This window comes from Enterococcus sp. 6D12_DIV0197, from assembly GCF_002174385.1.
Classification (GTDB): Bacteria; Bacillota; Bacilli; order Lactobacillales; family Enterococcaceae; genus Enterococcus_D; species Enterococcus_D casseliflavus.
In genome coordinates, this window is the sequence record NZ_NIBN01000001.1 from 2,046,819 (window position 1) to 2,060,225 (window position 13,407).

At 38.8% G+C, this 13,407-nt stretch carries 12 protein-coding genes; all 12 read left to right on the forward strand.

Going from position 1 to position 13,407, the window contains the following annotated elements:
- Nucleotides 1-7 precede the first annotated feature (7 nt).
- Nucleotides 8-451: a hypothetical protein gene (locus tag A5867_RS09455; protein WP_087627466.1), complete on the forward strand. Its 444-nt coding sequence runs from the start codon at nt 8-10 to the stop codon at nt 449-451.
- Between the two features lie 9 nt (nt 452-460).
- Nucleotides 461-1,027 carry a Gp15 family bacteriophage protein gene (locus tag A5867_RS09460; RefSeq protein ID WP_087627467.1) on the forward strand — a complete coding sequence of 189 codons (567 nt, stop codon included), beginning with the start codon at nt 461-463 and terminating at the stop codon, nt 1,025-1,027.
- Nucleotides 1,020-3,482 carry a tape measure protein gene (locus tag A5867_RS09465; RefSeq protein WP_087627468.1) on the forward strand — a complete coding sequence of 821 codons (2,463 nt, stop codon included), beginning with the start codon at nt 1,020-1,022 and terminating at the stop codon, nt 3,480-3,482. The genes A5867_RS09460 and A5867_RS09465 overlap by 8 nt, the downstream gene beginning before the upstream one ends.
- Nucleotides 3,460-4,938, forward strand: coding sequence for a distal tail protein Dit (locus A5867_RS09470; protein ID WP_087627469.1), 1,479 nt, complete (start codon nt 3,460-3,462; stop codon nt 4,936-4,938). The genes A5867_RS09465 and A5867_RS09470 overlap by 23 nt, the downstream gene beginning before the upstream one ends.
- Nucleotides 4,935-7,475: a phage tail spike protein gene (locus A5867_RS09475; RefSeq protein ID WP_087627470.1), complete on the forward strand. Its 2,541-nt coding sequence runs from the start codon at nt 4,935-4,937 to the stop codon at nt 7,473-7,475. The genes A5867_RS09470 and A5867_RS09475 overlap by 4 nt, the downstream gene beginning before the upstream one ends.
- 15 nt (nt 7,476-7,490) lie before the next feature.
- Complete coding sequence (locus tag A5867_RS09480; protein ID WP_087627471.1) at nt 7,491-10,214, forward strand: tail fiber domain-containing protein; 2,724 nt, start codon at nt 7,491-7,493, stop codon at nt 10,212-10,214.
- A gap of 32 nt (nt 10,215-10,246) precedes the next feature.
- Nucleotides 10,247-10,681: a DUF1617 family protein gene (locus tag A5867_RS09485; protein WP_087627472.1), complete on the forward strand. Its 435-nt coding sequence runs from the start codon at nt 10,247-10,249 to the stop codon at nt 10,679-10,681.
- Nucleotides 10,681-10,926, forward strand: a complete 246-nt coding sequence (locus A5867_RS09490; RefSeq protein ID WP_236550328.1) for a hypothetical protein — start codon at nt 10,681-10,683, stop codon at nt 10,924-10,926. Before A5867_RS09485 ends, A5867_RS09490 begins: the two co-directional genes overlap by 1 nt.
- 33 nt (nt 10,927-10,959) lie before the next feature.
- On the forward strand, nt 10,960-11,457 hold the full coding sequence (locus A5867_RS09495; RefSeq protein ID WP_087627474.1) for a phage holin family protein: 498 nt from the start codon (nt 10,960-10,962) through the stop codon (nt 11,455-11,457).
- A gap of 41 nt (nt 11,458-11,498) precedes the next feature.
- On the forward strand, nt 11,499-12,416 hold the full coding sequence (locus tag A5867_RS17955; protein WP_170927525.1) for an N-acetylmuramoyl-L-alanine amidase: 918 nt from the start codon (nt 11,499-11,501) through the stop codon (nt 12,414-12,416).
- 101 nt (nt 12,417-12,517) lie between these two features.
- Entirely contained in the window at nt 12,518-12,697 is a 180-nt protein-coding gene (locus tag A5867_RS09505) for a hypothetical protein (RefSeq protein WP_212648496.1), read from the forward strand.
- Nucleotides 12,698-12,764: 67 nt separating this feature from the next.
- Nucleotides 12,765-13,407, forward strand: a 643-nt coding sequence (locus A5867_RS09510; RefSeq protein WP_087627476.1) for an Ig domain-containing protein, incomplete at its 3' end; no start/stop codon positions are given.

Below are 13,407 nucleotides of genomic sequence, written 5' to 3' on the forward strand. Positions count from 1 at the left end.
AATTCACATGAAATTTGAAGTCAAACGTTCCGGGTTTCCAATTAATATTGGAAAATTAGAATTCTTTTTTGGTACATCTGTTGAAGAACTAACAAGATTTTTTGAGGTTCAGGACGAGATTGAAGAAAAGATTCAACCTCTAATGAGTGCACGTGAAAAATTAACAAAAAATAAAGGGGATGCTACTTCGGATGATGTAAAAGAATTGATCAACGTCTCTAATCAGTTAAATACTATCCAATACGATGCGCTTTTGGGAGACGGATCATATGAAAAGATCTATGCAGAACATCCTGATGCGGTCCAATTATTCGATTTATTTGATCTCATAGCTGAAAACGTTGCTGAAGCACTTGAGAACGATGCGAAAGATCGTGAAGACAGATTATCTGAACGAAGAGCGAATTTAATCAAAAAAAAGGCTTTAAAAAACAAGAAGAACAAGAAGTAGGTGTTTAAAATGCGGTTAAATGACCCAATGACCACTGAAATTGAATTTGAAGGCACTATCTATCCTCTGGACTTGGCTTTCGACAATGTGCTAGATGTTTTAGATATAATATCGGACAAATCGCTTATGGTATTGGAAAAGGTTGATTTGGCAATAAGTCTCTTAGCAGGAGAAACGGAACTAAGCTTTGCTAAGCAATTGGAACTTTGGACAGTCATTCTTGAAGAACATATCCAGTTGGGAGAGCGATCCAGTCCAGTTTACGATCTTGAGGGTAATCCTATGCCAACACCTAAAACAAATGAAAAGAAAAGTATGGACTTGGTCCAAGATGCTAAGTACATATACGCCTCATTTCGCCAGATTGGTATCAATTTATTTGAAGAACAAGGAAAAATGCATTGGGAAGAATTTCAAGCCATTTTAGAAAGCCTACCAGATGATACTATTCTTCCAAAAATTGTTCAGATTCGCAATTGGACTCCTAAAAAAGGAGATAGTTCAAAAGAAAAAGAGCGCATGAGAGAGCTTCAAGCTAAATATTCATTAGACAAAGAGGTGATTTCAGATGGCTGACGGAAAAATTGTTATCGCAGTGGATGTCAACGGAAATGAAGTATCAGTTTTGAATAAGGATTTAGATCAATTAGAAGGTAAATCCGCCAAAGCAGGCACTTCTATCAAGAGTATGGTAACAGCATTGGGACTTGCCAAGGTAGCTGGTGCTGCTATAAATGTTTTGAAAAGCTCTCTTGATAGTGCTATTAGTAGATTTGACACCATGCAAAAATTCCCTAAAGTTATGGACGCTTTAGGATTTAGTGCTTCAGATTCAAAGAAGTCTATTGATAGTTTATCAGAAGGTATCGATGGACTACCAACTAAACTTGATGATGTGGTTGCTAGCACGCAACAAATGACAGCTATAACTGGTGATTTAAAAAGATCAACAAAAACGGTTTTGGCACTAAACAATGCTTTTCTTGCATCAGGTGCGAGTGCTGATGATGCCAGCCGGGGAACTCAACAATATAACCAGATGTTATCAACAGGAACAGTTGATTTAGAAAGCTGGAAGACACTACAAGAAACCATGCCATTAGCTTTGCAAAAAACAGCTGAAGCAATGGGATTTACTGGTAAATCAGCACAACGTGATCTATACGCTGCTTTAAAAGAGGGCAATGTCACCTTCGATCAATTTACTGGTAAGTTGATTGAGCTTGGTACAGGTACAGGGATGTTAGCAGATCTTGCTAAAGAAAATAGCCTTGGGATTGCAACGTCATTCGGAAATCTTAGAAATGCTGTTGCCAAAAATGTGGCTAATATGATCACAAAATTTGATGAAATAGTACAAAAATTGACTGGAAAATCTATTGCGCAAAATATTGATGGTCTCAAAGCACTAATAAATAGTACATTTAAATCAATAATTAATTCCATGGATATGATTATACCAACCATTCAGTCAGTTTTATCATGGTTTGAGAAGCTCTCACAAAGATTTACTGGCAATTCATTAGCGGAAAACTTCGAGCTTATAAAACAAGTTGCAGTTGATGCTTTCGAATCATTAAAAGATTCTGTTACAGACTTAATTTCCAGTTTGAGCAATATTTCATCATGGATTCAAGAGAATCAATCAGTCTTTCAAAATCTGGCAACTGTGGTATTCGCTGTCGGCGGAGCTATATTGGCTTTCAAAGGATACATGGCCGGATTGTCTATTCTCTCGACAATTACGACAATCATAGGGGCCTTGAATAGTGCATTTATGATATTATCAACCGTCGGATTGAAAACAACAATAAGTATGATTCTTGGTTTCATGGGGCCAGTCGGTTGGATAATAACTGCAATAGGCGCTCTTGTAGCAGCAGTAATTTACCTATGGAATACTAATGAAGGATTTAGAAATGCCGTTATCGCTGCATGGACTGCTATTATTGCATTCTTACAGCCTGCAATTACATCTATTGCGGCCTTTATTCAAGAAATTTGGGGATCGGTTGTAGCATGGTGGAACGAAAATCAGCAAACGATTCTTACGACTGTCCAAATGGTATGGGGGGCAATTCAAGTAGCTTTCCAAATTGCATTAGGTGCCATACAGTTAGCTGTAACAGTTGTTCTTACTGCAATTCAAAATTTCTGGAATACTTGGGGATCAGCCATTATGGCTTTAGTCCAAGTCGTATGGTCGGCGATTCAGGCAATTTTCCAATCAACACTTAGCACGATTATGGCAGTAGTAAATGGAGTAATGAATCAAATTCAAAACATAATTAGTACTGTTATGGGTGTGATTCAAGGGGTAATAAAAGTGATCACTGGGGCTATTAGTGGTGATTGGTCCCAAGTTTGGGAAGGCATCAAACAAATAACTTCATCTATTATAAACGGTATCAAGGACACAATAGCTAATGTTTTAGAAACGATGAGTGGCATTGTTTCTGGAAAAATAGAAGCTATAAAAGGATTCTTTACAAGTATTGGAGATATCGATTTATATTCTATCGGGCAAAATGTTATCCAAGGATTAATAAATGGTATCGGTTCTATGGTTAATGCTGTAAAGGACAAAATTGCCGAAGTTGCAAGTGGAATTCAAGATAAAATTACTGGTGCTTTAGGCATTCACTCGCCATCAAGATGGATGCGTGATCAAGTGGGTAAGTTCATTCCTCAAGGTATTGCTGTTGGTATTGAAGCAGATGCCAACTCGGCATATAGAGCGATGGCAACGCTATCTAGTGGGTTGATGGATACTATTACGCCAGAAATGGCACTAGGAACTGGAAACATAGGAGCTACTAGCGCTGCTAGTCAGATTATCAACAATTACAGTCAATCAGGCAGTAATATTTCAGATGGCACAGTGTTCCAAATTCCGATGTATGTTCAAATTGACGGGGAAACCATTGTAAAGAAAACAGCCAGAATGACTTATGAAGAGATTAAACAAATGCAGCAATTTGAAGATCGATTAAGAGGAGGGACAAACAGTGCTAGAAGTGACATATGGTGATTTTAAACTTTCGGATATTTTGGGTGTTACATCAAAATTCGATCGTGGCATTGGTTTACCTCGTTCTAATTATCTAGAAGATGTGAACGGATTGGGCAAGATGTTCGTCCGTTCTAAGTTTGATGAAAAGGTAATTTCAATGCCATTCATACTTAGGTACGATTTAAACAAAAAGCGCCGAGAACTTGCGGCTGCTCTAAGCAGTTTAACACCGCAAAAATTAATCTTTAGTGATGAGCCTGACAAGTATTACATGGCCATTCCAAACAATTACGTAAACCTAGATGAAATTAATTTTTTGGGTAAGGGTACTATTGAATGGTTAATTCCTGACGGTGTGGCCCATGCGATTGATCCAAAGATTTATACTATGTCAGATGGGTTAGTGACTATTAATAATCAAGGGTCATATAAGACACCGATTAGGTGGGTTGTTGATTTTCCTAGTGACTGCGAGTCATTCGGTCTGGTTACAGAAGACAAGATCATGGAATTTGGCCACTCAGGTACTGAAGACATTGATGAAGACTTGTCAAACACAGTTTTGTTCGATGATCCTATGAAATCATCCACTAGCGGACAGTACTCAAGAAACGTTGGTAAAATTCGCTGGCGTAACGATTCGGGAGAAAATACTTCACAAGTTCAAGGAACACTGAAGTACGAATCTGATTCTATAACAGTGGATAGTTATGGGCCGTCAGGTGCCGATGATGCATTCTGGCATGGCCCAACGCTCACTAGGTTTTTCGAACCGTTTTCGGATGGAGAAGTATATCAACGTTTCAATTTCAAGCCAAATGGTGCCACAAAGGATAAAGCTAGGAAACAAGGACTTATCGAACTTAACTTTGTTGATGAAGACAATAACTTTGTTTGTGGGTTTGAAATGAAAGATAATACCGATTCAAAGTATCAAGTTGAATACAAATTTTATGCTGGTGAAGCCGAGATAAAATCTGGTTTTTTGCCAGCATCAGTTTTGAGCAAAAACGGTGGTTTCTTTGGAATGATTTGTATAAAAAAAGTCGGAAATAACTTCGATTTCTATTTAGCCAGACTGCTTGATAATCCAAAAGGTGGATTTACGGAGTCTTGGAAAGCCACGCATAACTGGACCAACGAAGAAGTCGCAATGCTAAAGCCCGCAAGAGTCGATATGGCTATGTTGAACTGGCGAAACAAGCAGCCTATGTATCAATCAATCACTCATTTAAGGGTTACACGCTATGCAACAAGAAACAACAGCTTGATACCTAAGACTTTCAATGCGGGTGATCAACTTGTTATAGAAGAGTCTGGAAGACTACTATTGAATGGCATAGTTGCAAATGGCTTCTCGGTGATAGGTACCGACTATATACAAGCAGAGGTTGGATCTAACGAGATCTTTTTTTCATATGAGGGTGATCAATCACCAGTAGTCACCGCTACTATTGAGGAGTTGTATCTATGATCTACCATATTTTAAACCGTCAGTATGAATCAATTTGTATTATAAACAGCGAATCCAAAGATTCTGTGATCATGAATGAGGACAAACATTCTTTTGGGATTTCAAATTCAACACTACTAAATATATTGGATGTTACGATCAGCAAAGTTCATCCGGACGCTGCTTATATTCAAGCGGGTACTTATATCGCTTTTCAGGATGAAAATGGAAATAACATCTGCCTTGAATTAACCGATGTCAAAGACTCAAATAGATACGCACGAGTTTGTCATTATGAGGATTTAGGAATGCAATTAATCAATGAATCTCCTAATACTTTTGCATCCTCATTCTCTCAACCAATTGAATACTACGTGAACCGAGAAATTTACGATAGTGGTTGGGAGATTGGTCTAAATGAAGTTCAAGAGTTAAAACGGAAAATAGACTTTTCAAATAATGAAACAACACTTGCTAGGTTACAAAAAATTTGTAGCGAGTATGGTTGTGAGATGTACTTTACAGTCAAATTTCAAAATCTCGCTGTGATTTCTAAACTTATTAACATCGTTTACAGGATCGGCGTGGATACAGAAGTTGTTCTGCGTGCAGGTACCGATTTAATGGTTGCTACGAAACATGTGAATACCAACAACCTGAAAACTGCTTTGATCGTAACAGGTGGCAGCAATTTTAACAATTTGGTCTACAACGACGGAAACTACTTCACGAGAATCGGTGAATCAATCATTTATGATCGAGAAGCGAATGCTTTATGGGGTAGGGGCCATACAACTGATACTCGTGATTCAGGTTGGGTATATGGCAACTACCAATCGCAATCAGACGATCCAGCTCAAATGTTTGCAGAAGGTTTAGCAGAATTAAAGAAAGTTAATCAGCCAGAGGCTACGTATACTGTTGAAGCCATTTTTAGCAATACGGACTTCATGGTGGGCGATCGTGTGACGATTATCGATGAAGAGTACAACCCAGCACTGCGAATCAGCGCTAGGATCCTCCAGAAAAACATCAGTCGGACAAATCCATCAAACAATGGGCTTGTCATAGGGAATGTGATCGAATTACAAAGTGCAATCAGCGCTAAACTGCGACAACTACAAAATCAAATTAATAATAAGGCCGATGATACGGTTACCTCAGAATTGATTGCAACAGAAGATGGTAACTTGAGAAACTTCGAGGTAAAGGTCTATAAAGGCAATGTCGACATTACCGCCAATCTGGAAAACTACCAGTTTTATTGGAAGCTGACCGACAAAGACGGGAACCTGAAAACAGAGTGGATAGAAGCCAATAAGGATTCTGGCAACAAAGTATCTGTTCACTTAGATGATGTAAGGCGTGATAACCAAATCTCATGCCAGGTCATGTATGCGGAAAATAAATTTGTCCAAGCCATATATTTCTGGAACGGACTGAAGAAAACAGCGAGCAAGATCATGCGACTACAAAATGAAAATACTGTCACGATTCCTTTTATCACAGATACCCATTATGCTACAGATACCTTCATTCAAGAGGATCTTGAGAATTATGGACGTACGGAAAATCATATCAAAAATGTTGCAGAATTGTCTCATATGATTCCTTTAGACTGTATTGTCGGAGGCGGTGACTTTGTTGATGGTGGTACTACTAAAGACACAAACGTCTCAAATATGAAGAAGGTTGTTAGTCTGTTTGGATTAGCAAGCTGCCCATTTTTCTTAGCGAAAGGGAATCATGATGATAACTCGTGGGGAGATGGTCGGCAAGGTCGAGGAACTACTGCTAGAAATAAAGTCAATCAAAACTATATGGCCAGCGATCCTACTAGTAAGTCATGGCATGGAAACATGAGCTACACAATTAAGCCAAGTGAAATGTATGAAATCATCACACGACCTTCAACTATATGGGCAATCAATGAAAATCCTAATGATAAAAATATGTATTTTTATTATGACATTCCGGATAAAAAAGTGCGTGTGTTCTTACTAAACACAAATGATATTCCATATGTTTTTGACACGGATGGGTTAGTGAAATACTTGACGATTAATGTTGCTGGTTATCGACAAGCACAATTGAAATGGTTTGCGGAAAATCTTAAAAGTATGCCTGATGATTACACTGCAGTCTGTTTTCAGCATCATCAATGGGGGCAATGGTACGCAACGAATAGTGCCTATTATCCTTATAACTGGGAATCTGTAGAAGGTATTTTAAAGGCGGCAAAAGAAGGATCAAGTTTTACACGTAAATACACAGGGAACGCTGATTTTGCTAGTGATATTTCAATTACATTCGACACGCCAAAAAACATTGCTTTTCTTGCTCATGGACATCATCACACAGATCGAATCACAACTAAATATGGGATTACAAACGTTTCAACAAGTTGTTCTGTCAGTCGCCCAAAGAAAGATCAAAGAGATCGGCCTTTAGGAGAACTAGAAGAAGACTTGTGGGACGTTTTTGTTTTGGACACAAAGAAAAAGCATGTAGATATCGTGCGGTACGGAGCAGGTAGCGACCGCAGCTTTGGCTACTAGAAAGGGGGAATCTTTATGGCAATTATTGAGGTTAGCAAGCAGATTACCAACTACCTAGATAGCGAACAAACGGCATCTGCTCCTGCTAATCCTGTAGAGGGTCAACGCTGGACAGATACATCAAAAAGTCCTCCTGTTGCTATGATTTATACGGAAGGTGATTGGAAACCAGAACGGCTATCTGTTGAAGTGTTAGATCCGGACTTTTATCAAGATTTGGAAGATACAAAAACAGAGGTAGCAGCTGCTATCGAAAAAGCGGAAGCAGCTGAAAAGGCTGGGAAAGACGCACAAGCCGCAGGTGAAGCAGCTCAATCAGCAGCTAGCGAGGCGAAGCAAGCAGGAGAAAATGCTGCAAACTTAGCTACGCAAGCTAGTGTAGATGCTCAAGCAGCTAAAGCAAAAGCAGATGCGATCCAGATTGATGTAAATGGGCTTGTTTCTGATGTAGCTACTATCAATGGAACAGTTACATCGATCAGTAGTAAGGCCAACGAAGCTTATGAAAAAGCTGCTGCTGTGGAAGGCAGAACAGCAACGCTAGAAACCTCAATTACTGGTCTAACTGGGCGTATGACAGATATTGAGACGACATCAACAAGTACCACTAAAAAACTGAATGAATTAGTCGTCACAGTGGATGGACAAAAACAAACCATAGCGACAGTGACGACTACTGCGGATAGTGCATTGAATAAAGCAAATGCATTGGAGACTACTGTTGACGGAGTTACACAGACTCTAACTAGCGTAGAAACTACTGCAAATAGTGCGTTAAGCAAAGTCAATACTGTTTCAAGCACTGTAGATGGTCATACTCAATTGATTGCAAGTACGAAAACAACAGCTGATTCGGCATTATCTAAGGCAGTCACTACAGAAACAACTGTAAATGGGTTAAAGACAACTGTTTCTAGTGTTGAGACAACTGCAAATACTGCTTTAACTAAAGCTACACAAGTTGAAGCTACAGCCAGCGGAATCAGGCAAACTGTTACTGAGGTGCAGGAAAATATTTCAGATCTTGTAAACTTTTTTCCAGATACAAAGTTTACATTACAGAACCCAAAACCAACCATAGAGGGTACAGGAATAACAGTTTCTTATGATTCAAACGGTATTGTCATTCAGAATGCTGGAACCACTAGACAAAGGGTTTATTGGGGAGTAGCTCCGATAGCGTTGACTGTGGGTAAAACCTACAATGTGAAAGCTTATATGAACACAGGAACAGCTGGCGGAACAGTAGAAATCGGTACAAGTGGTGGAGAAAATATGAAAGTTTCTCCAGATGCAGCAGTTGCTAAATGGATTCAAGGCACAATAAAATCCACAACATACACCGCGTTTAGTATATGGGTTGAAGCTGGTAAAGCTGTAAGATTTAGAGAGTTGTACATTTATGAAGCAAATACCGACGTTACTTCTTCCCAAATTACCCAGCTTGCAACAGATATTAATCTGAAAGTGGATAAAGATGGAGTAATTGCTCAAATCAATGTTTCATCAGAAGGTATTCTGATTGACGGAAAATACACTTGGATTACTGGCACAACCAAAATTGATAATGCCGTAATCAAAACAGCTCACATAGCTGACCTAGCAGTTTCCAACGGTAAAATAGCGAACCTGGCTGTGACTGAAGGGAAAATCGGAAATCTAGCAGTTACTACAGCAAAAATAGCCGACTTGGCCGTCAACAATGCCAAGATAGCCAGTCTAGATGCAGCGAAAATCAACACAGGTTATCTTGCTGCAGCGAGAATTGCAGCATCCAGTATTACCACTGACAAATTAAATGTTGCTACCTTATCAGCAATTACTGCGAATCTAGGCAACGTGACTGCAGGAACAATCAACGGATTGGAAATTTTAGGGGGATCTTATACGCAGTCTGCCACTATGACTGATCCTAATTCTGGGAAGTCAGGTATTTCAGAAATTAAGATAGCTAGTGGTGTATTGACAAACTCCTTTAATTCCACTGATTCTTCAGTATCTAGACAAACCACCTTATCAAGTGGTGTATTAAGGTTTTTAAATCTAGGAAGTGAATTTGGTCGGCTTCAAAGCAACAGTGACAAAGGCTCATCTACAGTACCAGCTCTTGAAATATCAGGAACGTTTGTTGCTATTACAAGCTCCCAAAGAGGATGGATTAACTTATCTGCAAATGGTGTTTTCGAAGGCAATACTTATAACGGATACAGTGTAGATGCTGCAAGCAACACTGGTAATTATATAGGATTCAACCGTAACTCTTCAGATAAAATGAACTTTTTTGTTGGTAAAACAGCTGATGGTACTAAACGAATGGGATCGGATGATTTATACGCTTCTTCAGGAAGCGGCAAGGCCTTGCATATTACAAGTGGGGGATCAATCGTTGCTTATTCATCCTCGGAACGTTTCAAAGAGTATATAGAAACTGCTTCTGATGTTAACCCAAAATCGCTTTTGAACTTGGATCTAAAGTCATGGATTTACAAATCAAGTCATTCTTTAGTAAGTGTGGGCGAGCCAATTCGAAGAGTATACGGACTAATAGCAGAAGATGTAGAACGTGCTGGATTAAATCAGTATGTAGAACGAGATATCAATGGACGTGTTGAAGGATATAAGCCGGAGTTGTGGACTGTCACAATTCCTATTTTGAAAGAGCATGAAGAAAGTATTGAAACACTTAAACAAAAAGTTCAAAAATTAGAGGAAAAAATTGAAGCCTTGCAAGCTGCATAGTTTGTAGGGCTTTAAATATTAGGAGGATGTAGATGAAAACAACATTCACAACAACCAATAGCAAGCTGCACAAATACGCTCAAATTTTAGCGGTAGTTACTTCAAAAGGTAGAAAGGCCCGTGCCATCTCCAAATTTCGCCGATTAGCAAGTGAGAAAATCGAAGAGTGGACGGAAAGTCAGAAAGAGCTTATTGCTACTTACTATGAAGTACAAGAAAACGGTAATGCCAAATTAGATAAAGACGGCTCGCCTGTTTTGTTAGATGGTGCTGATCAAGGCGAATACGCTAAAGAACGTGAGGAACTAGATAACGAAATAGTTGTGATCGATTTAACTGAATTCGAACCGTTCTTTGAATTTCTTGTTTCTGGTTTAGATGAGAGTGATGTTGCTTTTGGCGGTGTTGATGCGGATGTATATGATGAACTTATGGATCAGCTTGAAGAATTAGGAGGAAATAAATAATGCTAAATTACAAAAAATCAATCACAATCACAGGAGAATCAAAAATAGGCGATAAGGTAGCAGTATACTTGAATGCAAATATTACAACTGACACTGCTGGAAATTCTAGCGTGACTACATCTATTCAAGATCAAACGTTGTATCGATCAAACAAAGCAGAATGTCGCAAGGATATCGATGATTTCCAAGAAAAAGTATGGGCAACAGAAGATGACTTTTTGGCAGAACTTGAGGAACAGGCTTAGTCTTGTTTTCTAATAAAAGAAAAGGTGGTTAATATGGTGATTATTGATAATGGAGTGTTACTAAATGAATTTCGAGGGTTGCTGACAAATGGATATGTGCAGCTGTTCCTATGGGTAGTGGTAGGGGATATTGTGACAGGATTGTGCAAAGGGGTGTTCATTAAAGATGCCAATAGTACAAAAGGGCTACTTGGAATCGTTAAACATATGTTAGTTGTTTGCTTAGTGATCATTGCCTATCCTTACCTAAAGATTATGAATCTCGAGACGTTTGCGACTGCATTCGTCTTTTTCTACATCGCAGTATATGGAATCTCAATTGTTGAAAATCTCGGACAACTGGGAGTTCCAATCCCAAACTGGGTAAAAGAAAGACTAACTAAATTACAGGATAGTACTGAAAATCCAAAACCCAAAGTAACAGAAATCAAAATAGATTATGGCGACGGACAATCTGAAACTCAAGCTCTGGATAGCAAAGATATACCAGATTATGGTGATGGTCAAGAATTCACAGAAAAGAAGAAGTAGCATAGCGGCTGCTCTTTTCTTTTATAGGAAGGAAGATAGACATGAAGATTATTAATGAATCTATTTTTAAAGGAATAGCTGGTGGTAGGAATATTGGATCACGTCCTAAAGGTGTCGTTATTCACAATGATGGCGGAAGCATGACACCGTCTCAGTATGTGACATGGCTTAAGCAACGCTACAAGAACGGGGAATCTTCAAAAGGATTTGCTCATTATTATGGTAATCGGGATGAGATGGCTAGAGTTGAAGATACTTATAATGCCGCATGGCATACAGCTAATTATGAAGGAAATCAAAACTACGTCGGTTATGAGGTTTGCCAATCTTTTTCAGCAACTGATGAGGAGTTCTTAGCAAATGAACAAGCGGTATTTAAACAAGTGGCGGAGGATATGATTTTTTGGGGCTTAGATATCAATCGAAACACAGTAAGACTTCATAGAGAATTTTCCTCTACTGATTGCCCACACCGTTCGTGGGTATTACATGGAAAATCTGTAAATGCTGTCAAAGACTATTTTATTGAACAAATTATGAAGTATGTTGTTGCAGCGAGCACCAATAATAATACGCAAAATAAGGTGGTACAAGAAGTTCTTTCTCAAGGTTCAAATACTAAAATTGATGGTTTGGGCTATCGCTTGCATGTACAATCAAACAATAAGTACAAAGGAGGAACGTTGGGGTATGTCAAAGAAGGTGTAACCGCTGGAACAACCGGCAAGTCACTTCGTGCTGAATGGTTGGAAGTGTTGTATGACGGTAAAGGCTCACCAATCGAGATCAATACCCATATACAAAGAAAAGGCTGGCTTGGCTATCGTAAAGGATCTCAAGGAACCAGAGGAGAATCTTTGCGAATGGAAGCAGTCCGTATTCGTATCTGTGATACAGAATTGGCTAAGAAGTACAGCATTCATTATCGTGTCCATGTTCAGACATCTAGATGTGTATAAGAGACAGGTGATACAGAATTGGCTAAGAAGTACAGCATTCATTATCGTGTCCATGTTCAGGGCTGTCTCTTATACACATCTAGATGTGTATAAGAGACAGAATGGAAGCAGTCCGTATTCGTATCTGTGATACAGAATTGGCTAAGAAGTACAGCATTCATTATCGTGTCCATGTTCAGGGGATCGGTTGGACCGGATGGGTCAAAGATGGTGAAGTTGCTGGTACAACTGGTAAATCCAAACGTCTTGAAGCTATTCAGATTAAATTGATTAAAAAGTAAAAAAATAAAGAAATAGTTTGAAATTTTCTCTTTATGTTGAGATAATCAACTTTAAGGAGGGAACAAGATGAAAAAAGTATCAGTATTAATAATCATGCTATTAGGGTTTGTGCTTTTTCCAATAACTACTTTTGCAAGCAGTTCAGCTAATGTAAGTTATCAGACACATGTTCAGACTTATGGGTGGCAAGGCTGGAAAACCAATGGACAGTCATCTGGCACATCTGGACAGTCTAAAAGACTAGAAGCAATCAAAATTAAACTAGATGATACTGAATATAGCGGTAATATTGAATATAAAACGCATATTCAAAAACAAGGATGGGAAAAATCATTTCGAAAAAACGGTGAGCTTTCTGGTACAAGTGGTAAGTCACTTAGATTAGAGGCTATTCAAGTTAAGTTAACCGGTGAGATTGCTAAACACTATGATGTTTACTATCGAGTACACGCACAGCAATTTGGCTGGATGGGTTGGGCTAAAAATGGTCAATCCGCAGGAACTTCTGGATTCAGCTTCCGATTGGAAGCAATTCAAATCAAGTTAGTTAAAAAAGGCGGAAATGCTCCGGGAACAACGTTGAATTCATTTAGAAATGGCACGAAGAAATACGTGGATAGCCGAGGCAATGGATTAATTAAAGGATCTCGACAAAAAATCTATCACATCCCAGGTAGTCAGTATTATGATCAAACAACCAGCCCAATTC